20 protein-coding genes and 1 tRNA gene are annotated in these 20,022 nt (G+C 68.3%); 11 read left to right on the top strand and 10 right to left on the bottom strand.

Annotated elements, in window-relative coordinates:
• Positions 1-45: 45 nt before the first annotated feature.
• The 4 genes from CBM2588_RS12445 to dnaG all read left to right on the top strand — a co-directional run bounded on the left by CBM2588_RS12445 (position 46) and on the right by dnaG (position 4,237).
• Positions 46-1,305, top strand: coding sequence for an NAD(P)/FAD-dependent oxidoreductase (locus CBM2588_RS12445; protein WP_115680755.1), 1,260 nt, complete (start codon positions 46-48; stop codon positions 1,303-1,305).
• Between the two features lie 133 nt (positions 1,306-1,438).
• On the top strand, positions 1,439-1,651 hold the full coding sequence (gene rpsU, locus CBM2588_RS12440) for a 30S ribosomal protein S21 (protein WP_012353470.1): 213 nt from the start codon (positions 1,439-1,441) through the stop codon (positions 1,649-1,651).
• Between the two features lie 125 nt (positions 1,652-1,776).
• A complete protein-coding gene (locus CBM2588_RS12435) occupies positions 1,777-2,226 on the top strand; it encodes a GatB/YqeY domain-containing protein (protein ID WP_115681481.1) in 450 nt (149 codons plus the stop codon).
• Positions 2,227-2,425: 199 nt separating this feature from the next.
• A complete protein-coding gene (gene dnaG / locus CBM2588_RS12430) occupies positions 2,426-4,237 on the top strand; it encodes a DNA primase (protein ID WP_115680754.1) in 1,812 nt (603 codons plus the stop codon).
• 106 nt (positions 4,238-4,343) lie between these two features.
• On the opposite strand, the gene CBM2588_RS12425 is transcribed toward dnaG, so the two are convergent.
• Positions 4,344-4,751 carry a hypothetical protein gene (locus CBM2588_RS12425; protein WP_231909593.1) on the bottom strand — a complete coding sequence of 136 codons (408 nt, stop codon included), beginning with the start codon at positions 4,749-4,751 and terminating at the stop codon, positions 4,344-4,346.
• Between CBM2588_RS12425 and rpoD the strand changes: the two genes are divergently transcribed.
• Both rpoD and CBM2588_RS12415 read left to right on the top strand, forming a co-directional pair.
• Positions 4,741-7,014 (top strand): RNA polymerase sigma factor RpoD, encoded by a 2,274-nt coding sequence (rpoD, locus tag CBM2588_RS12420; protein ID WP_172581750.1) that lies wholly within the window; start codon positions 4,741-4,743, stop codon positions 7,012-7,014. The genes CBM2588_RS12425 and rpoD overlap by 11 nt on opposite strands.
• Positions 7,015-7,024: 10 nt before the next feature.
• Positions 7,025-7,103: transfer RNA gene (locus CBM2588_RS12415), tRNA-Ile, on the top strand.
• 62 nt (positions 7,104-7,165) lie between these two features.
• Here CBM2588_RS12415 and CBM2588_RS12410 read toward each other — a convergent pair.
• The 5 genes from CBM2588_RS12410 to CBM2588_RS12390 all read right to left on the bottom strand — a co-directional run bounded on the left by CBM2588_RS12410 (position 7,166) and on the right by CBM2588_RS12390 (position 12,033).
• Positions 7,166-7,705 (bottom strand): glycoside hydrolase family 19 protein, encoded by a 540-nt coding sequence (locus CBM2588_RS12410; RefSeq protein ID WP_115681480.1) that lies wholly within the window; start codon positions 7,703-7,705, stop codon positions 7,166-7,168.
• A gap of 48 nt (positions 7,706-7,753) precedes the next feature.
• On the bottom strand, positions 7,754-8,584 hold the full coding sequence (locus tag CBM2588_RS12405) for a DUF4239 domain-containing protein (RefSeq protein ID WP_115680752.1): 831 nt from the start codon (positions 8,582-8,584) through the stop codon (positions 7,754-7,756).
• 4 nt (positions 8,585-8,588) lie between these two features.
• The gene (locus CBM2588_RS12400; RefSeq protein ID WP_231942136.1) at positions 8,589-9,458 is read right to left on the bottom strand and encodes a hypothetical protein; all 870 of its coding nucleotides are present in this window, start codon (positions 9,456-9,458) and stop codon (positions 8,589-8,591) included.
• A 71-nt stretch (positions 9,459-9,529) separates the two neighbouring features.
• The gene (locus CBM2588_RS12395; protein ID WP_115680751.1) at positions 9,530-11,173 is read right to left on the bottom strand and encodes a S8 family serine peptidase; all 1,644 of its coding nucleotides are present in this window, start codon (positions 11,171-11,173) and stop codon (positions 9,530-9,532) included.
• Positions 11,113-12,033: a hypothetical protein gene (locus CBM2588_RS12390; RefSeq protein ID WP_231942135.1), complete on the bottom strand. Its 921-nt coding sequence runs from the start codon at positions 12,031-12,033 to the stop codon at positions 11,113-11,115. Before CBM2588_RS12390 ends, CBM2588_RS12395 begins: the two co-directional genes overlap by 61 nt.
• 509 nt (positions 12,034-12,542) lie before the next feature.
• Between CBM2588_RS12390 and CBM2588_RS12385 the strand changes: the two genes are divergently transcribed.
• The 4 genes from CBM2588_RS12385 (at position 12,543) to CBM2588_RS12370 (ending at position 14,837) form a co-directional block, all read left to right on the top strand.
• A complete protein-coding gene (locus CBM2588_RS12385; RefSeq protein ID WP_115680750.1) occupies positions 12,543-12,818 on the top strand; it encodes a response regulator transcription factor in 276 nt (91 codons plus the stop codon).
• Positions 12,794-12,985 carry a response regulator transcription factor gene (locus tag CBM2588_RS31530; protein ID WP_115681478.1) on the top strand — a complete coding sequence of 64 codons (192 nt, stop codon included), beginning with the start codon at positions 12,794-12,796 and terminating at the stop codon, positions 12,983-12,985. The genes CBM2588_RS12385 and CBM2588_RS31530 overlap by 25 nt, the downstream gene beginning before the upstream one ends.
• A gap of 158 nt (positions 12,986-13,143) precedes the next feature.
• Positions 13,144-14,205, top strand: coding sequence for an extracellular catalytic domain type 2 short-chain-length polyhydroxyalkanoate depolymerase (locus tag CBM2588_RS12375; RefSeq protein ID WP_115680749.1), 1,062 nt, complete (start codon positions 13,144-13,146; stop codon positions 14,203-14,205).
• Between the two features lie 53 nt (positions 14,206-14,258).
• A complete protein-coding gene (locus CBM2588_RS12370) occupies positions 14,259-14,837 on the top strand; it encodes a hypothetical protein (protein WP_115680748.1) in 579 nt (192 codons plus the stop codon).
• A 29-nt stretch (positions 14,838-14,866) separates the two neighbouring features.
• Here CBM2588_RS12370 and CBM2588_RS12365 read toward each other — a convergent pair whose 3' ends face one another.
• From CBM2588_RS12365 to CBM2588_RS12355, 3 genes are all read right to left on the bottom strand, one after another.
• A complete protein-coding gene (locus tag CBM2588_RS12365) occupies positions 14,867-17,110 on the bottom strand; it encodes a phosphocholine-specific phospholipase C (protein WP_115680747.1) in 2,244 nt (747 codons plus the stop codon).
• A gap of 37 nt (positions 17,111-17,147) precedes the next feature.
• Positions 17,148-17,342: a hypothetical protein gene (locus CBM2588_RS12360; protein WP_115680746.1), complete on the bottom strand. Its 195-nt coding sequence runs from the start codon at positions 17,340-17,342 to the stop codon at positions 17,148-17,150.
• Positions 17,343-17,482: 140 nt separating this feature from the next.
• Entirely contained in the window at positions 17,483-17,992 is a 510-nt protein-coding gene (locus CBM2588_RS12355; RefSeq protein WP_115680745.1) for a nucleoside deaminase, read from the bottom strand.
• A gap of 193 nt (positions 17,993-18,185) precedes the next feature.
• Here CBM2588_RS12355 and CBM2588_RS12350 point away from each other — a divergent pair, with 193 nt between their 5' ends.
• The gene (locus CBM2588_RS12350; protein WP_018005374.1) at positions 18,186-18,539 is read left to right on the top strand and encodes a DUF1428 domain-containing protein; all 354 of its coding nucleotides are present in this window, start codon (positions 18,186-18,188) and stop codon (positions 18,537-18,539) included.
• A 528-nt stretch (positions 18,540-19,067) separates the two neighbouring features.
• On the opposite strand, the gene CBM2588_RS12345 is transcribed toward CBM2588_RS12350, so the two are convergent.
• The gene (locus CBM2588_RS12345; protein ID WP_115680744.1) at positions 19,068-19,847 is read right to left on the bottom strand and encodes an IclR family transcriptional regulator domain-containing protein; all 780 of its coding nucleotides are present in this window, start codon (positions 19,845-19,847) and stop codon (positions 19,068-19,070) included.
• Positions 19,848-20,022 lie beyond the last annotated feature (175 nt).

Here is a 20,022-nt window from a genome sequence, read left to right as displayed (position 1 = left end):
CCTTTCTCAGGCGGTGGCAAGACACATGGATTCGCGAGGCGTGCAATGAGCGGGGCAGCCCAGTCCCGGACCGGCCGGTATGACGTGGCCGTACTGGGCGCCGGCGCCGCGGGCATGATGTGTGCCGCGGTGGCGGGCCAGAACGGCGCGCGCGTGGTGCTGATCGACCATGCCACCCGGCTTGCCGAGAAAATCCGCATCTCGGGCGGCGGCCGCTGCAATTTCACCAACCTGCAGGCCGGCCCCGCCAACTACCTGTCGTCCAATCCGCACTTCTGCCGCTCGGCGCTGGCGCGCTACACGCCGCAGGATTTCGTGGCGCTGATGCGCCGTCATGGCATCGCCTGGCACGAGAAGCACCGCGGCCAGCTGTTCTGCAACGACAGCGCCGAAGACGTGATCGCCATGCTGCGCGCCGAATGCGACGCGGGGCAGGTGCGCTGGCAGACCGGCTGCACGGTGGCGGAGATCCGGCGCGAGGGCGATGACTTCCTGCTGCTGACCGCCGCGGGCACGGTTCGGGCCGGCGCCGTGGTGGTGGCCACCGGCGGCCTGTCGATCCCCAAGATCGGCGCCACCGACTTCGGCTACCGCATTGCGCGGCAGTTCGGGCTGGGCATCGTCGAGACCCGCCCGGCGCTGGTGCCGCTGACCTTCGATGGCAAGGACTGGGCGCCGTTCGTGCCGCTGGCGGGGGTCTCGCTGGAAGTCGATATCGCCACCGGCAGCGGCAAGGCCGCGGGCGCCTTCCGCGAGGATTTGCTGTGGACGCACCGCGGCCTGTCGGGCCCGGCGGTGCTGCAGATCTCCAGCTACTGGCGTCCGGGCACGCCGGTCGCCATCGACCTGTTCGATGGCGAGGACGCCGCCGCCTGGCTGCTCGAGCAGAAGGCCGGCAGCCGCAAGCACCTGGGCAACCTGCTGGCGCAACGGCTGCCGTCGCGGCTGGCCGAGGCGTGGTGCGCGGCCGCGGGCGTGGCGGCGACGATGCCGCTGCATGACGTGACCGACAAGGCCCTGCGCAAGCTCGGCGGCGCGCTCAACGACTGGCGCATCGTGCCGTCCGGCACCGAGGGCTACCGCAAGGCCGAGGTCACGCTGGGCGGGGTGGATACGCGCGCGCTGTCGTCGGCCACCATGATGGCCCGCGACGTGCCGGGCCTGTATTTCATCGGCGAAGTGGTCGACGTGACCGGCTGGCTGGGGGGCTACAACTTCCAGTGGGCCTGGGCCTCCGCGGTGGCGGCGGGGCAGGCCGCGGCGGAGGCGGCACGGCAGGCCCGCGCCGGGCAATCGGCAGCTTGAGCCAGGCGGTATCGTGCTGCCTGAATCACACGCGGCACGCCAGTTGCACGCCACTTCCGCGCCAGATTGTTGGTGCTACAATCCAGAACTTCGTAACGCCGCCATCCCGAAAATACTTTCATTTTCCGGCCAAATGACTACGATCCGCCTCAAGGAAAACGAGCCTTTTGAAGTTGCCCTGCGCCGTTTCAAGCGCACCATCGAGAAGAACGGGTTGCTCCCGGAACTGCGGGCCCGCGAGTTTTACGAAAAACCCACCGCCGCGCGCAAGCGCAAGAAGGCTGCGGCAGAGAAGCGCCATTACAAGCGCATCCGCAGCCAGATGCTGCCGAAGAAGCTGTACTGATACCGGCTTCGCGCTTGCCCATCACCCGCTGTGGCGTAGGCTCGGCGGGTTTTTGCGTTATGGGCCTTGCAGGAGCGGCATCCGCCGCCATGTGTAAGTGCCTGCCCACTTTCTGGAAGATCAAGATGTCCCTCAAAGCCCGTATCAGCGAAGACATGAAGACCGCCATGCGCGCCCGCGAGACCGAGCGCCTTGGCACCATCCGCTTGCTGCTGGCGGCGATCAAGCAGCGCGAAGTCGACGAGCGCGTCGAGCTGGACGATACCGCCGTGCTGGCCGTGGTCGAAAAGCTGATCAAGCAGCGCAAGGACTCGATCGCGCAGTTCCAGCAGGCCGGCCGCAACGACCTCGCGGACAAGGAGCTGGCCGAGGTCGAGGTGCTGAAGGTCTACATGCCGGCCGCGCTGTCGGACGAGGAAGTGGCCGCCGAGGTACAGCAAGCCGTGACCGCCACCGGCGCTGCGGGCCCGCAGGACATGGGCAAGGTCATGGGCGTGCTGAAGGGCAAGCTGGCCGGCCGCGCCGACATGACCGCGGTATCGGCCCTGGTCAAGGCCGCACTGGCGCCAAAGTAAGTGCTGATTTAATCGATTGCAGGCATGATGCGCGCAAGATCGCCGCGGATAGCGGAGCTTGCGCGCAGAAGTGAAGCAATCCGGGCAGCCGTTCCGTGCTGCACTACAATATTCCGATAGCAGCCGGGCGCCGCACCGGTCACGCATTCCTAAAAAGGCCGCCCGCCAGGGACGGCCAAGCCTCAGGACGGTCAGTCGGGTGATTCCGCAATCCTTTATTCAGGACCTGCTCAACCGTGTCGACATTGTCGATGTGGTGGGCAAGTATGTGCAGCTGAAGAAGGGCGGCGCCAATTTCATGGGACTTTGCCCGTTCCATAACGAGAAATCCCCGTCGTTCACGGTGTCGCCGACCAAGCAGTTCTACCATTGCTTCGGCTGCGGCGCGCACGGCTCGGCCATCGGCTTCCTGATGGAGTTTTCCGGCCAGTCGTATCCGGAGGCGGTGCGCGAGCTGGCGCAGTCGGTCGGCATGACCGTGCCGGAAGAGCGCGACCGCCTGCCCCCCGGCCAGCGCGCCGAGCAACAGGCGCGCTCGGTGGCGCTGTCCGACGCCATGACCCGCGCCACCGATTTCTACCGCCGCCAGTTGCGCGGCGCGCCGCAGGCGATCCAGTACCTGAAGGGGCGCGGACTGACGGGCGAGATCGCCGGTCAGTTCGGACTTGGCTATGCGCCCGATGACTGGCAGGCCCTGGAAGCGGTGTTCGGCAGCTACCGCGACGACAACGTGGCCGCGCCGCTCGTCGAGGCCGGCCTGCTGATCGAAAGTGACAAGCGCGACGCCGACGGCAAGCCGCGGCGCTACGACCGCTTCCGCGACCGCATCATGTTCCCGATCCGCAACACCAAGGGCGCGGTAATCGGCTTCGGCGGCCGCGTCATGGGGCAGGGCGAGCCCAAGTACCTGAATTCGCCCGAGACCCCGCTTTTCAGCAAGGGCACCGAGCTTTATGGCTTGTTCGAGGCCCGCCATGCCATCCGGGAAACCGGCTATGTGCTGGTGGTCGAAGGATATATGGACGTCGTGGCACTGGCCCAGCTCGGTTTTGCCAACGCCGTCGCCACCCTGGGCACGGCGTGCACGCCTGTGCACGTGCAGAAGCTGCTGCGCCAGGCCGACGCGGTGGTGTTCTCGTTCGACGGCGATTTGGCAGGGCGGCGCGCCGCCAGGCGGGCACTGGAAGCCTGCCTGCCGCACGTGGCCGACAACAAGACCATCCGCTTCCTGTTCCTGCCGGCCGAGCACGACCCCGACAGCTATGTGCGCGAAGAGGGCACCGAGGCCTTCGCCGCGCAGGTGCGCAATGCCATGCCCCTGTCGCGCTTCCTGCTGCAGTCGGTGACCGAGGAACTGGACCTGCGCCAGCCCGAGGGCCGCGCCCGCGCCCAGTACGACGCCAAGCCGCTGCTGCAGGCGATGCCGGCGGGCGGGCTGCGGCTACAGATCGTGCGCGAACTTGCCGATGCCACTGGTACCACACCCGCGGAGATCGAGGCGATCTGCGGCCTGCGCAGTGATCCGGCACGGGTCGGGCGCTTCGCCCAGCCGCGCCCGCGCGCGCGCCGCCAGGCCCCGACCGGGCTGGAGCAGCGGGTGATCCAGTTGCTGATGTGCTACCCGACGCTGTCGGCACGGCTCGACGAGGATGCCCGGGCGTTGCTGCTGGAAGGCGAGGGTGGCGACAGCGAAGTGCTGGCGCACCTGGTCAGCGCGTGCGACGGCGTCCAGGGCGAAGTGAATTTCGCGGCCTTCAGCGAGCACCTGGCCCAGTCGCCGTATGCCGAGGTCTATGCCGCGGCGCGCACGGTGGTATTGCGCGAGGAGATTGAAGAGACACCTGCAACACAGGAATTCGATGCGGCCATCACCAAGCTGCTGGCCGAGCCGCTGCGGCGCGAACTCGACAGCCTGCAGGCGGAGGTGGTCGCCGGCACGGCCGACGAGGCAGCCAAGCAGCGCATGCGCTGGCTGGTGGGCGAAATCCACCGGCGGCGCCAACTGGGCTGAGGCGCCAGCGGGCGCCCTGGCCTTCAACCGGGAGGCGGCAACAAGCGTTGGACAAGCAGTGGATCAGGGACCGGGCCCGGCCGCGCCGAGCTTAAGCCTTGATTTTTCAGGTGAAAACCTCACCTGACAGGGAGCCGGCTATGCGTGGCGTGCTACAATAGCCGGTTTGGATTGCGAAATCTTTCTCTCCAGTTCTGGTGAAAGTGAGCGTGCCAATGGCAAAGGCCAAAGCAACCGAAAGGGTTACCTCTAAAGCTCCCCAATCAGGGAGCGGCAAGGCGTCTGTGAAAACCACGGCGGCGAAGACATCGACCGCGACCGTCAAGACGCCAGCCCGGTCTGCGCCATCAAAGTCCGTGCGCCGCGCGCAAGCGCCCGCCGTGACGACTCCCACCAGAACCCGCACATCCGAAAAGACAAAGGCCTCGACTTCGGCACGCGAGAGCGGCAAGAGCGCCAGTACGAGCGGCAAGGTCGCCGCATCTGCAGCAGCATCTGCACCAGTGAAAGGCAAGAGTATCACCGTGGCGAAACAGCAGAATACCGAAGTCGAGAGCAAGCGAGCGGCAGCCGCCGGCGCCAAGAGCGGAGGCGCCAAGCAAGGCGCGGCCGCGACGGCCGCCAAGGCGCGTGCCGCGACACCTGCATCCGTTGCATCCGAGCGTCCCGCTGCGCCGGCAATCAAGCCGGAGCCGAAAAAGCGTGGCCGCAAGCCCAAGGCCGAGATGCAGCACGACGACAGCACAACAGACGACGTGACCGAAGAGTTTTACGAGAACGATACGCGCGCGCCGGCAACCCCGGCGGCGCCGAAGACCGAAAAGCAGAAAGCCAAGGACCGCAAGGCCAAGGAAAAGGCCCTGCTCAAGGAGTTCGCCTCGACCCAGCAAGGCACCGAGGAAGAGCTCGAGCTGCGTCGCCAGAAGCTCAAGGCGCTGATCAAGCTGGGCAAGTCGCGCGGCTACCTGACCTACGCGGAAATCAACGATCACCTGCCGGACGACATGGTCGATTCGGAAACGATCGACACCCTGGTCGCGACGCTGAACGACATCGGCATCGCGGTCTATGAACAGGCGCCGGATGCCGAGACGCTGCTGCTCAACGACAACGCACCGTCCGCGACCAGCGAGGAAGAAGCCGAGGAAGAGGCCGAGGCGGCCCTGTCCACGGTCGACTCCGAGTTCGGCCGCACCACCGACCCGGTGCGCATGTACATGCGCGAGATGGGCACGGTCGAGCTGCTGACGCGCGAAGGCGAAATCGAGATCGCCAAGCGCATCGAGGCCGGCCTGAAGGACATGGTGATGGCGATCTCGGCGTGCCCGGTCACCATCTCCGAGATCCTGGCCCATGCCGAGCGCGTCGCCAACGACGAGATCAAGATCGACGAGTTCGTCGACGGCCTGATCGACCCGAACGCCGACGAAACCCCGGAAGCCCCGTCGGCCCCGGCCGCGGCGGCCGACGACGAGGACCTCGAGTCCGACGAAGACGAGGAAGGCGACGAGGACGATGACGACGAAGGCGGCGCCGGCGCCGGCGCGTCCGCGCGCCAGCTGGAAGAACTGAAGCAGAACGCGCTGGAGAAATTCCGCGTGATCGCCGAGCAGTTCGACAAGATGCGCCGTGCGTTCGAGAAGGAAGGCTACAAGTCCAAGCCCTACGTCAAGGCGCAGGAAGCGATCCAGGCCGAGCTGATGGGCATCCGCTTCACCGCCCGCAACGTCGAGCGCCTGTGCGACACGCTGCGCGGCCAGGTCGACGAAGTGCGCAAGCTCGAGCGGGCCATCCTGAACATCGTGGTCGACAAGTGCGGCATGCCGCGCTCGGACTTTGTCGCCCGCTTCCCGGGCAACGAGACCAACCTCGAGTGGATCCACACCGTGGTGGCCGACGGCAAGGGCTACAGCACCATCGTCGAGCGCAACGTGCCGGCCGTGCACGAGCTGCAGCAGAAGCTGATCGACCTGCAGGCGCGCGTGGTGCTGCCGCTGAAGGAACTGAAGGACGTCAACCGCAAGATGTCGGAAGGCGAGCGCCGCGCGCGCGAAGCCAAGCGCGAGATGACCGAGGCCAACCTGCGCCTGGTGATCTCGATCGCCAAGAAGTACACCAACCGCGGCCTGCAGTTCCTCGACCTGATCCAGGAAGGCAACATCGGCCTGATGAAGGCGGTGGACAAGTTCGAATACCGTCGCGGCTACAAGTTCTCGACCTATGCCACGTGGTGGATCCGCCAGGCCATCACGCGCTCGATCGCCGACCAGGCGCGCACCATCCGTATTCCGGTGCACATGATCGAGACCATCAACAAGATGAACCGCATCTCGCGCCAGATCCTGCAGGAAACCGGCAACGAGCCGGATCCGGCAACGCTGGCCGAGAAGATGGAGATGCCGGAAGACAAGATCCGCAAGATCATGAAGATCGCCAAGGAACCGATCTCCATGGAAACGCCGATCGGTGACGACGACGACTCCCATCTGGGCGACTTCATCGAGGACACCAACACGCTGGCCCCGGCCGAAGCGGCGCTGCACGGTTCCATGCGCGACGTCGTCAAGGACGTGCTGGACTCGCTCACGCCGCGCGAAGCCAAGGTGCTGCGCATGCGCTTCGGCATCGAAATGAGCACCGACCACACGCTGGAAGAGGTCGGCAAGCAGTTCGACGTCACGCGCGAACGTATCCGCCAGATCGAGGCCAAGGCACTGCGCAAGCTGCGCCACCCGAGCCGCTCCGACAAGCTGAAGAGTTTCCTGGAAGGCAACTAAACGCTTCCAAGGGCCTCTAGCTCATGCCTGGTTAGAGCAGCGGACTCATAATCCGTTGGTGCCGTGTTCGACTCACGGGAGGCCCACCAATGCAGTGAAAAGGGGTTACGGTAAATGCCGTAGCCCCTTTTTTCATGGATGCCGTGTCGCTTCAGGCCAGCGCCGCGGTGGCGACCTTCCAGCGGCGCAGGCGGTCCTCGAGTCCGTTGGTGCCACCATTGATGCGCCGCGTCAGCGCGATGAAGTCGCCGCTGTCGGCCAGTGCATTGCAACCGTGCGTGCGCCACCACCATGCCGCCGAGCGGGCGGCCCAGGCGTCCTGTTCCAGCAGTTCGGGGGTGCCGGTCAGGTCGGCGCCGAGCGCGGCGCCGCATGCCGCATAGTTGGCGCGGCCGGTAATCTGGATCAGCCCCCGGCCGCGGAAGCGCTTGCCATCGCCCGGCCGCACATTGCCGAGCGCCATGGCCTTGCGCGACGGCGGCTCGTACAGCGCCTGCGCCGGCGTCGGGCCCCACAGCTCATGCGTGAACTGGTAGCCGAGCGACTCGTGCCCGGTCTGCGCCAGGAACGCGGCCATGCGCGCCGCGCCGGTGATGTCGTACGCCTGCATCGCTTCGCACAGGCGCGCGAACCAGCGCTCGCATTGCGGCTCGCTCAGTCCGGTGGCGGCGCGGAATTGTTCCGGGGTCATCTGCATCTCGTGTCTCCTTGTTGTGATGGCGGCCGTTGCGGCGTGCCGTTATGGCGCTGCATATGGCATCGGCTGTGACGCCGGTTGCGACTCCGGCCACATGCCGTTTGCCACCAGGGTGTCGATGGTGTGCTGCAGCGGGTCGGCGCTGACGCTGAATTCGCCGGCGAAGGGCCGGTCGACCGCGAGCAGGAAGAAGAACGCCAGGCCGATGGTGATGGCCCAAGCGGTGATCAGCGCCAGGTTGAAGGGCGTTGCCGGCAGCACGTACAGCAGCGCGAACGACAGGGCGCTGACAATCAGGATCACGCCCCACAAGGTGTTCGGCATCGCCGCATGCAGCGTCAGGATCCGTTGCTGGCGGTACTTGACCATCTCGTTGACGCGCATCAGCACTTCGCCCAGCAGCACGGTCTGGCGGCTGTCGAGCGGACGGATCCGGTTGGCCAGATCGAACATCGCGTCGAAGCGCTGCTCGGTGTGCGCATCGGGCCTGCCCAGGCGCTGCATGCGCGGCCATTCCTCATGCACCACCATCACCAGGTAGGTGCGCAATGCCGCCGCGGCGGCATCGGCGGCGCTGCTGTCGAATGCGGCCAGGTCGCGCGCGAGTTCGCCCGCGGCGGTGGCTTCCGCGGCGACGGTGCGGTCGGCGGCGTTGTAGGTGTCCCAGACGTTGATCGCGGCAAAGGCGACCAGCAGCGAGTTGATGGTGGTGATGATCGAGACCATCGACACCGCCATTGCGCGCTGCTCGGCATCGAGCTCGATCAGCGCGAAGCGGCGCGCGACCGCATAGCCGGCCAGCACCACCGCGACGATGGTCGTGACCACGATGGCGGCCATGCCGGTGCTGGGCAGGCTGTAGAGGAACAGCATGGCGCTACTCCTTGCGCGGCTCGCGCGGCGTGCTGCCGCGCACCGCGGTCTCGACGATCTCGACGATGCGCTGCAGCAGGCGATGCACCGCGGTGGCGGAGAAGCCGCCCAGCATCGACAAGGCCGGCTTGCCGAAGCTGCGCATGCCGGCCGAATCGAACAACTGCGGCGGCAGCATCTCGACCAGGATCAGCCCGGACATGATCCCAAGGATCAGTTGCGCGGCGTAGGCGGCGTCGTACTTGGGGTCATAGGTGCCCCTGGCGATGTAGCCGTGCACCTGGAACAGCGACGCAAACGAGGCCCCCAGCCCGGCGCAGAACAGCAGGAACAGCATGTTGAACAGCAGCGTGCGGCCCGACGAGGCCAGGATGCCGGCGCGCATGTTCTCCATCGACACCTCTGCCGGCAAGCCGGTCAGTACCACCGCCACCAGGCAGCACACCGCGGTCCCGGTCAATGCGCGCACCAGCGGCACGGGTCCCAGGCAGGCCAGCGGATGCGCGCGGCGGCGCTCATCGTCAAGCAGCGTGATGCATTGCGGCGTGGCGGGCGCGATGGCGCGGGCCAGGTCCTGGTGGAGTTGTGCGAGCTGCTGCGCGGCAAGGCCCGTCCCGGCCTGCTGCTGCGACGAAGCCGACGCTGCCGCGACCGCTTCGTGAGCGCTGCCGAGCAGCATGGTCCAGCCGGCCGGCATGGCGATGCCGAGCCGCAGCGCATGGCTGGCCATGGCCTCGCATTCGCGGCGCAGCTGGCCATCGAGCGGCAACGGGGCAGCCGTCGCCGCGGCAAGCCGGGGCGGTGCCGCGAGGGGTTCGGCGGCCGCGGCAGCGGCGCGCCGCAACGGCGCGGCGGTGAAGTCGAGCGTGCGCATGATCTGTGGAAGTAGGAGGGCGGCCCGGTGGCCCGGGCCGCGTGGTTTCCCGCGCGGGCGGGCGGTGCGTGCTACTGCGGCCGGCCCAGCAGGCGCTGCAGGTTCTGCAGCTGCGGCAGTCCGCTGCCGAAGCGGTTCTCGGGATCGTGCGCAACGACCGGCGAACTGATGGCGCGGATCAGCTGGAACAGCGCCGCGACGCGGCGCGGTCCGCGCGGACCCATCCACGCCGCCAGCTGCGGATCGGACAGCAGCAGCGCGGCCAGCCCGGCGATATGCGGCGCGGCCATCGAGGTGCCGGAGTCGGGCATGAAGGCGGCGCCCGGCACGGTCGAGATGATTCCCACACCGGGGCCGCACACCGCGATCTGCGGGCCGAAGCACGAGAACGTCGGCGCGAACAGCCCGGCGCGCGTGGCCGCGTGCTGCACTACCTGGGTTCGTTCCCACACGTCGTGCGGCAGTTCGCTCTGCAGGCCCAGCGCCGAGACCGCCAGCACCGACGCGGAGGCCGCCGGGTACTGCACCGGTCCGCCCGAGTTGCCGGCAGCGACAATGCAGGCCACGCCGCTGTGCACGGCTTCGATCAGCTTCTGCTCGACCGCCTGCGACGGCTGGGGCGCGCCCAGGCTCAGGTTGACCACGTCGACGTCGTGGTCGATGCAGTAGTCCAGCGCGCGCAGCAGCGTGCTGAACTGCCCGCCTGGAAAGATCTTGAGCGCATGCATTTCCGCCTCTGGTGCGAAGCCGAGCATGGTGGCCTGGGCCTCTGCGCTGGCAGAGGCCGGCGCACCCGGCTGCGGCCGCGCGCCGACTACGCCGGCGCAGTGCGAGCCGTGGCCGATGGTGTCGAGGCGCCAGGTGTCGTTGGCGTTGGTGCCGGTGCCGGTCAAGTCCATGCCATGACGGATATGCGCCAGCAGCGGGTGCGCGGCATCGGCGCCCGAGTCGACCACGGCGACGCGCACGCCGCGGCCGCCGAAGCTGCGCGTGAGTTGGTCCAGCCCCATCAGCCGCTGGCCCCAGCCAAAGCGACCTTGCGGCGGCACGTCCGGATTCGGCTGCGACAGCGGCGTCACGCGTATCACATTGGCCTGGCCGGAAACGACATTGGGCGACAGCAGGTACTTGTTCCAGTAGCCACTGAGCGGCCGCACGAACAGCGAGCGCGCCGGGCCGGGCTGCTGCTGCACCAGCGTCAGCGTTGCTTCGCCGCTGGCATCGGTGGTGGCGGTTGCGGGGAAGCCATCGCCCGCCAGCGTGATGGCCACGCCCGGCAGCGGCGTGTCGCCGGTGCCCAGCACCCGCACCAGCACCTCGCGCGATACCGGACCATCGAACGCCGATTGCGGATGCAGCCGGTCCGAGGTCTCGAGTTCGGCCTTGCGGCCATAGCCGAGGGGATGGTCTTCCTCGACGATCATGTGCGGCGGCGCCGTGGCTTGCAGCATCTGCGCGTGCGCGGCGTCGAGCTTGACCACATAGGTGTGGGCGGCCTCGTCGGGCCGTACCGAATGCAGGTGCGTGTTCTTGTGGCCTTCGACCACATGCACCACTTCAACGCCGGGCAGCTGCGTCACCGTGCTGTGCAGTTCGCTGGCCGACATCGGCGCCACGCCCGCCTGCCGGGCCAGTACGTGGCGCCGCGGCGCGATCAGGTATTGCTTGCGGCCGGCGTCCAGCGCCACGGCCTCGCCTTTCTTGTCTCGTTCCATTTGCTGTCTCCACCGCGGCGCCAGGCGGCGCGCGCATCGATTCGGGCGGGCCGGCGCGTACGCCGGCCCGCGGCGGCGCCGTCGAGCGCCACGGTCATGCCCAGGACGTCATGCGCCTTCAGGCATAGACCACTTGCGGCTGCGCCGAGAACGGCAGCAGGCCGCCGAGATGGCCGGCCATGGCCCACGTTGGCATTGCCCAGCAGGCCGCCGACGGCATGGCCGAGGGTCGGCGCCACCGCGCCGATCAGCGAGCCGAACACGCCCTGCGGTGCCAGCGCCGCCTGCGGCTGCGCCGAGAACGGCAGCAGGCCGCCGAGATGGCCGGCCACGGTACCGATCTGCTGGCCCACGTTGGCATTGCCCAGCAGGCCGCCGACGGCATGGCCCAGGGTCGGTGCCACCGCGCCGATCAGCGAACCGAACACGCCCTGCGGTGCCAGCGTGACTGCGGGCATGGCGGAAAACGGCAGGTAGCGCGCGCCTTCGCGAACGATGTTGGCGCCATGGATGGCAGCGGTCGGATAGCCCACAGCAGTGCCGGCCGCCTGGATGAATCCCGGCGCATGCACCGAGATCGCGTTGCCGATCGGGCCGGTATGAACGGGCTCGGGGAACGGAATATGCTGGGCCAGCGCGCCGGCGGCGGCGCCGGCCGCATGGCCGATCACCGGGTTCACATAGTGCGTGACCACGGCCTGCACGCCGTCTCGCACCGCCGGAGCAACCGCGTCGGTCATCGCGCTTTGGGGCACCAGCATCGGCTGCGCGGCGAACGGCAGCAGGCTGCCGATACCGCTGACGAGATTGCCGAGCACACCTTGCGGCGCCAGGACGGCGGCGTGGATGGGGTAGGTCATGACGACTCCTTTGAATGACTGCGTGGATTGAGGAAGCGAGGGCGGCGGGCCGCGCAGGGCTGGCTCCGGATGCCGCGCCTGCCGCGTTGCTGCGCCATGGCGCGGCACCGGACAGGTGGAATCATTCTTGGTTTTTCCGGCGCGCCGTCGCCATTGGGCAAATGCGGTATTGGCAGTGGATAATGCCGGACAACAATCAGAGTTAAATATCGCGCAGCATGAATGGGCTTTTAAATATAAAAACCAGCACCTAGAATTCGCCTCTGCTGCCGGCATCCGGAAATTCCGGAGCGCACCGTCGGGAAGTGCGCAATCCCATGCCGGCGCAACACCGCAAGAGTTCGAAAACAAAAGCAGTGATCTGGAGCCCGGCCGGGCTGTCCCCGGTTCCGCTCGTAGGTCCGCACTAGCCTTGCACGAAGGGTCCTGTGATGCACTGATGCACAGATAGACGCGCGGCTGCCGCTCCTGCGACGGAACCACTCGTTCCATCGCATGGAGTCCTCCGCATGAATCTCACCACTCGGGAAGAGACGGTGCTCGCCTTTATTGCGCGCGGCATGAGCGATCGCGAGATCGCCGCACGTCTCGCATTTTCCGTATCCACGGCGCGCAAGCACCGTGAGCATTTGCTCGCGAAAATGCAATTGCGAAAATCCTCGCAATTGACCCTGTACTATCTCGCGCGCCAGCATGAGCTGTTTAAAAAAGCGGGCCGGCAGCCGCGGATAATCCATTCTCGCAACGCGAGCGCGAATATCTGGAATGGCTCGGGCGCGGCCTGAGCGACAAGGAAATCGCGCGCGCGCTCGGCATCAGCGACCAGACCGCGCGCACGCATCGGGCCCGGCTGCTGCAGAAGGCGGGCGCCAGCAATGTGTGCGCCCTGCTGTTCCTGAGCGTGCAGCGGGGATGGCTGGAGTTGCCGCCGCAGCAGACCCGCGATGCATAGCGCGTGCATGGCAGTGTGGCGCGCTACCGCATTTGCCCAATGGCCCGGCGTGGCGGTGGCTCCCGACAATGGTCCACGCAGCCGCCGCATGGCGACCAGCGTGCTGCCTGCCGCGATCCGCGCGGCGCTCCGATTCCCGTCGCCGTGCTGGAGCCATCATGATTCGATGCAAGCCAACCGCCCGCTACCGGGCACTTGCCGCAGCGTGCGCGCTCGGCGTCAGCGGGGGCCTCGCCGCGCAGGCGCTGCCCGCGCTGGGCGCGGACCTGGCGCAGACCTCGGTGTCGGGGCTGTCGTCCGGTGCGTTCATGGCCACGCAGTTCCACGTGGCGTATTCCGGCACCATGGTCGGCGCCGGCGTGGTCGCGGGCGGACCGTTCTACTGCGCCGGCCTGTTCGCGCCCACGCCGCCCGCGACTGCCGCAGCGACCCAGTGCATGCAGCCGGTCGGCGATACCGGCCCCGATGCGCAGGCGGCGGTGGACGCGGCGCGCACCTTTGCCCGCGATGGCCGCATCGATCCGGTGCAGAACCTCGCGCGGCAGCGCGTCTACGTGTTTTCCGGCACGCGCGACCAGACCGTGCTGCCACGCGTCGCCGCGCAGGTGGGGCGGTTCTATACCCTGGCCGGTGTGCCGGCGTCGCAGCTGCAGTATGTGGCCGATGTCGCGGCCGGCCATGCCTTCATCACCAGCCAGGCGGGCGACGCCGCCTGCGCGGTGAGCGCATCGCCCTACATCAACAACTGCGGGCTCGAGCAGGCGCGCCAGATCCTGCAGTGGATCTATGGTGCGCTGAAGCCGGCGGCGCGGCCGGCGGGCGAGTTGCTGCGCTTTGACCAGCGCGCCTTCGATCCCGGCGGCAAGGCGCTGCTGGCCGACAGCGGTTATGCCTACGTGCCGCGCGAGTGCGGCGCGGGCGGCGACGGCGGTGCTGCGGCTTGCCGCGTGCACGTGGCCTTCCATGGCTGCCTGCAGGGCGAGGGCACCATCGGCGAACGCTTCGTCCGTGGCGCCGGCTACCTGGAGAGCGCCGAGGCCAACCGCATCGTGGTGCTGTTTCCGCAGGTCGTGGCGTCGCGGCATAACCCGCTCGGGTGCTGGGATTTCTGGGGCTATACCAGCGACGACCCGGCCCAGCCGGACTTCTTCTCGCGCGAGGCGCCGCAGATGTCCGCGGTCATGCGCATGGTCCGCCGACTTGGCGCCGCGCCGCAGTGAGCGCTGCCGTTCCGGCCCCTTCGATCCACTGCTCCACCGCAAGGAGATCCGCCATGCTTTCGATCCTGCAAGCCCAATGGGCAAGCGCCAGCCGTACCGCGCTGGACCTGACCCTATGCCAGCTGCAAGCCGCCACCGTGCTCGCGCAGTCACCATTCAGCGCCGCCGATCCGGCCGCGGCCCGGGCGCCGGCGCGCCAGGCGCTGGCCGTGCTGAACCGATATGCCGAAGAACGCGCCGCACAGCAAGCGCAATGGTGGCGCGCGCAGCGCGACCGCCTCGACCTGGCCGGCGTCGCGCACGCGTGGCGCGGCCTGGATGCCATCGAGGCCGACCTGGCCGCGCGCGCGTCGCAGGCCAGGGCCGGCTACCACGACGCCGTTCGCGAGGCGCTGGCGCGCTGTCTCGAAGACGTGGGGGAGGCACGCGATGGCAACGACATCAGCCTGGCGCTGCTGCGCGCGCTGACAGACTGGCAGGAGGCCGGCAAGACCTGCGCGGCGCAGCTCGCGGCAATGAGCGCCGCACTGATGCCGGCCTGGACGCAGTGGCTTCAGTCGGCGCTGGCCGAGCCGGGCGCGTCGCGTGCCGTCGCGGGCGCGGCGGGACAGCGCGCGGCGCAGGACGGTTGAACCACGCGCGGCGGCGCGGGCCCGCTGCCTCAGCCCTGCGCCGCGGTCCCCATGGCCGGATCGCTCACCGTATGCCGGCCGGTCTCGACCCGGCCGGCAAAGCGGCGGTAGAAGGCCGGATCGGCGTCGCAGGTCACCGCGAAGTCATACCATTGGCCGCTTTGCTCCAGCTGCCAGTGCTGCGACTTGCTGCTGTTGGCACCGACGCTGGCTTTCCACGGGCCATCGCCGCGGTAGGCCAGCGGCTCGATGAGGAAGTGGCAGGCCTTGTCGCCGGGGTTGATCAGGTCGACATAGACGTCGCCGTTGGCAATGTCGTAGCAGACGCGGATCTCTGGGGCGATGCCGGTCTCGCCGATGCGGCGGGTGTCGCCGCGGAAATGGCGATGGAAGCCGTTGGGGCCGAGCACCCACAGGTCGTATTGCCCGGCATTGTCCTGGAAGGCATGCCAGCTATCGCTGAGCGACTTGCCGGCCTCCACCATATAGCGGCGCGGGATGCGTCCCAGCTGGAGGCGGTCGTAGACGTGGAATACCGCGGCCTGCGTGCCGGTGTTGGCGAACACCAGTTCGACCTGGCCCACGGCGCTGCAGCGCGCGCTGGTGTGCAGCTCATACGGTAGCGCGCGCGACGGGCGCGTGCCGGCAGCCTGCTGCGGCAGTTGCATGTCGGCGGGCAGCGGCACCGCGGGCAGGGCCTGCTGCGCGCGGCGCAACTGGTCGGCGTCGCTGCGCGTGGTGCGGCCGCCGAGCGTGGGCAGCGCCTCGTTGTTGGGCGTGCTGAAGTTGAAGGCGCTGGTCAGGTCGCCGCACACGGCGCGGCGGAACGGGCTGATATGGGGCTCGGCCACGCCGAAGCGCGTCTCCAGGAAGCGCAGCACGGAGGTGTGGTCGAACACCTGCGAGTTGACCCAGCCGCCGCGGCTCCACGGCGAGATCACGTACAGCGGCACGCGCGGCCCCGGGCCGTAGACGCGGCCGTCCGCCGCGGGCTGGGTGCGGCTGCCCGGCGGCGCCGGCTGGTTGAAGTACTCGGCCTGCATCTCGGCATCGCTCAGCGTCGACTTGCCGGCGAGGGTCTGGTCGGGATTCAGCGACGGCGCCGAGGGCGATGGCACGTGGTCGAAATAGCCGTCGTTCTCGTCGAAGTTGACCAGCAGCACGGTCTTGCTCCAGACCTCGGGCACCGCGGTCAGCGCGTCCAGCACCTCCTGCAGGAACCAGGCGCCCTGCACCGGGCTGGAGGGCCCGGGATGCTCGCAGTAGATCGACGGCGCGTTGATCCACGACACCTGCGGCAGCAGGCCTTCGCGGATGTCGCGGCGGAAGGCATCGAGATACTCGTCGGGGCGGGTGCCGGGCAGGGTGTTGGCCACGCCCTTGTAGAGCGGGTTGCCGGGATTGTCGGTGGCGGCATCGTAGGCGTGGTACGGCAGCGGCTGGCCGGTGTCGGCATAGGGCGCGCCCGGCGCGCCGCCGCTGGAGACCGGATAGCCCGACGCCAGGTTGGCCTTGCGGAACTGCTGGAACGCGCCCAGCATGTTGTCGCCCCATTCGTCCGGCATGTTCTGGTAGCAGATCCAGCTGATGCCGGCGTCTTCCAGGCGCTCGGCATAGGTCTTCCAGGTGTAGCCGGTGTTGGCCGAGGCCGGCAGCCCGTCGATCGCGTCCCACTCGTTGTTGACGAAGGCGACGTTGGCCGCGGTCGGGCCGTTGGTGCCGGTCAGGTGGAAGGCGCGGTTGGCATCGGTGCCGGTATGCATCGAGCAGTGGTACGCGTCGCACAGCGTGAAGGCGTTGGCCAGCGCGAACTGGAACGGGATTTCCTGTTCCCTGAAGTAGCCCATCGACGTGCTGGTCTTGTACGTCGGCCAGTTGGCCATGCGGCCGTGGTCCCAGGCCTGCTGGCTGTCGAGCCACGCGTGCGGGGTGCCGGCGGCGCGCTGCGCGTTGTTGCTGGTACCGTCGAGGTGGTACGGCGTCAGCACCGCGCCGCTGGCGCGCTGTTGCTGCCATACCTGGCGCGCGCCGGGCAGCGGGATGGTAAAGCGGTCGCCGAAGCCGCGCACGCCGCGCAGCGTGCCGAAGTAGTGGTCGAAGGAGCGGTTCTCCTGCATCAGGATCACCACGTGCTCGACATCCTGGATGGTGCCGGTGGCATTGTTGGCCGGAATGGCCAGGGCCTTGCGGATGCTGGGCGGGAACGCGGCCAGCGCGGCGGCGGCAAAGCCGGTGCCGGCTGCGGCCTGCAGGAAATTGCGGCGAGAGACCATGGTCTTGTCGGGATTGGCGTGGGGACTGGCGGAAGGTTCAGGGCGCGCAGCGGATCACCGGATCGGGGCGCTGGTCCGGCTTGCCGGGCTGTCCCGGCTTGACCGGCTCGGCGCTCGGCGCCAGCGTTGCAGTGGGCGACAGGGTGGGGCCGCCGTCGCCGCCGCAGGCGGCGAGCAATGCCGCCGCGATCAGCATGGCGGCCAGGGTTGTGGGCAGTCTGCGGGGAAGCATGGAGTCACCTGGCTGGGTTGTGATGGCGGCTGCTGCGAGCCGGAGCCAGGCGAGTGTAGGAAGGCGTGGTGACGTGCCGATGACAGGGTCGGATGCCTTCCCGATGCCGTCCGCCCGGGAGGCGGACGGCGGATACCGCGCTACTGCCAGAAGCCCGCGTGCGATGCCGCGGCTTCGTCTTCCAGCACCGGCCCCACCACCTCGACCTTGCGCTGCCCGCGCGCAAACACTTCGCGGCACGGCAGCGAGGAGGTCGGGTTCTCCGGATGGTCGCCGGTCAGCCCCAGCAGCTTGTGTTCCGACAGCGCATAGACCACGCGCCCGATGCCGGTCCAGTAGACCGCGCCCGCGCACATGCAGCACGGCTCCGCGCTGGTGTAGAGCGTGCAACCGGCAAGCTGTTCGGGCGGCAGCACCCGCGCGGCCTGCGCGGCGGCAACCAGTTCGGCGTGCTGGGTCGGGTCGCCTTCGGGCGGCATCGAATTATTGCCGGCGCTGGCGATGACATTGCCGGCCGCGTCGGCCACCAGCGCGGCGAACGGATGGCGGCCGCGGGCCCTGGATTCGTCGGACAGCGCAATCGACCGGCGCAGCAGTTCCAGGTCGAGCTGCGACAGTTCGGCGCCGGACGGATCGGTGATTCGGGTCATGCGGGGGTCTCCAGTTACTGTGCACGGCCGCCCCGGGCAGTGGCTGCGGCGGCGCTTGCGCGACTCCATGATAGGCGAGGCAGACCGCGCGTGCAGCACATCGCGCGCCGAGGCCGCGGCGATCGACTATGGTAGTCAGACGTATTCGCGTCCGGGCGGACGCGACCGATCACCCTGACCAGGAGGGATGCCCATGTCCTATATCGATGGCTTTGTGCTCGCCGTTGCCCAGGCCAACCGCGACCGATATCGCGAGGTGGCGCAAAAGGCCGCCGCAGTGTTCAAGGAACATGGCGCGCTGCAGGTGGTGGAATGCTGGGGCGACGATGTGCCGGAAGGCAAGGTCACGTCCTTTACGATGGCGGTCCAGCGCAAGGACGATGAAGCGGTGGTGTTCGCGTGGATCCTGTGGCCGTCGCGCGAGAAGCGCGACACCGGCATGAAGGCGGCGATGGCGGACCCGCGGCTGAAGGAGGGCATGGATCCGATGCCGTTCGACGGGCAGCGGATGATCTTCGGCGGCTTCGAGGTGATTGTCGAGGCGTGATCGGACCGGGCGCCGGCATGGCCGCGCGCCCGCAGCGGCGGCTCAGATCAGGTGGAAGACCATGCCCAGGGCGATCGCGCCGCCCAGGGTTTCCACTGCGGCAAGCGCGAGGAGGTTCTTCAGTACGAAAGCCTCTTCTTTTTTCGTCACCATGGTCTGTCTCCCGGTCATTGGACTAGTGTTACAGCACCATCGGCGGTGGCAATCCGGCGTGGGGGCGGTGCCAGGGGCGTCGATGTGAGACCAGTAGACCGCATCCGGCCGCCGACCGGAAGCTGGCGAAAACCCGCTCGGAGAAAACCCGGATTCCTGCAAGCGTGTGACCGGGCCATGATTGACTGGCTTTGCAGGGCGCGCCTGCGGCCTGCCCGCCACGGCGCATGCAATGGCCCGCATTTGGGGGATGCCCGCGCCGGCGCGTTGCGCCAAGATCGACGGCGTGGGTGGTCGAACCGATTGCCCCGCTACCGCTTGAGCCCCGCTGCCTCCCCGGCACGCGGGGCTTTTCTAATTTGGCCGGGCCGCGGCTCAGCGCGCCTGCAGGATGGCTTCGATGCGGGCGGCGGCCTCGCGCAGCGGCGCCAGGAAGCGCGTTTCCAGGTGGGCCCGGTCGCGGCTGCCCAGGACCATGCTGAAGCCCAGCCCGGCCACCACCTTGCCGGCCTGGTCGCGCAGCGGCACCGAGATCCCGGCGTAGCCGTCGACCAGTTCGCTGACCAGCACGCAGTAGCCATCGGCGCGCACCTGGCGCAGCGTGCGCGCCAGCGTGGTGCGCGAGCTGACCGTGAACGGCGTCAGCTTGCGCAGCGTCGCGCCCGCCAGGTAGGCCTCCAGCGCGGTGTCGTCCAGGCCAGCCAGCAGCACCCGGCCCAGCGAATGCGCGTACGCCGGCATACGCCGCCCCAGCGCCATGTCCACGCGCAGCAGCTGGCGCGGCTCCTCGCGCGCCACCAGCACCACCGATTCGGCATCGAGCACGCCCAGCGAGCAGCTTTCGCCCAGGGACTCGCATAGCTGCTGCAGGTAGGGCCGCGCCATCTGCGGCAGGCTCATCGAGGCAAAGTAGGCGTAGCCCAGTTCCATCACCCGCGGCGTCAGCGCAAAGTGGCGGCCGTCCTGCGCCACGTAGCCGTTGTGCTCCAGCGTCAGCAGCAGCCGGCGCGCGGCGGCGCGGGTCACGTCGAGCTGGTCGGCGACCTCCTGCATGGTCAGGCGCTCCGCGCCAGCACCCAGCAGGCGCAGCAGCGCCAGGCCCTTGCTCAGCGATTCCAGCAGTTCTTCCTTCTTGGCGGTTTCGGCTTGCGGCATAGGGCGTCTGGCAGAGAGCGGTGGTGAAATGAACGATCAGGCACGTGCTGGTCGATGCCTTTGCGGAGGGCTTGCGCCGAGCGGCAGCATCTCCGTATGATAGCGTTTTCCGAACAAATGTTCGCAAAACGAATTCACGGAAAGCGTGCCGCCAGCGATGCGGGACGGTACGACC

The organism is Cupriavidus taiwanensis, assembly GCF_900250075.1.
Lineage (GTDB): Bacteria > Pseudomonadota > Gammaproteobacteria > Burkholderiales > Burkholderiaceae > Cupriavidus > Cupriavidus taiwanensis_C.
This window is presented reverse-complemented; position numbering and strand designations above follow the sequence as displayed.